The sequence below is a fragment of the Desertibacillus haloalkaliphilus genome, assembly GCF_019039105.1.
GTDB lineage: Bacteria > Bacillota > Bacilli > Bacillales > KJ1-10-99 > Desertibacillus > Desertibacillus haloalkaliphilus.
The window spans coordinates 1-351 of sequence record NZ_JAHPIV010000474.1 but is presented as its reverse complement, the minus strand read 5'-3'; the positions used below and the strand labels follow the sequence as shown (position 1 = coordinate 351).

At 37.0% G+C, this 351-nt stretch carries 1 pseudogene; it reads left to right on the top strand.

Annotated features, from left to right (window positions below):
- A pseudogene (locus KH400_RS22875) lies at positions 1–351 on the top strand (hypothetical protein); the annotation flags it as partial.

The window sequence follows — 351 nt, the reverse complement described above, 5'->3', positions numbered from 1 at the left end:
CAATTTGAATTATCAGTACAACTATTGAATGAAATATCTGAGGATATCGAGTGCCCAGCGTACCCGTTGTTAACCATTCCAGATTTGGTAGAATTCATAGATGATAAGCAATGTGATTTAATCATTCTTCAGAACAATGCATTTGCTAACTCTGAATATACAGCTGAAATTTTAAGAAGAATTGATGCTGATGTTTTACTTTGGACATTACAAGAGCCTGTAATTGATGGTGGTCGTTTGAGACTAAACTCTCTGACAGGGGCCTTTTCGGCTGGAAACTTGATGCATCATTTAGGAAAAGAGCGTTTCGAATATATTTGGGGTTCTCCATCGGATGAAGAGGTACATAAA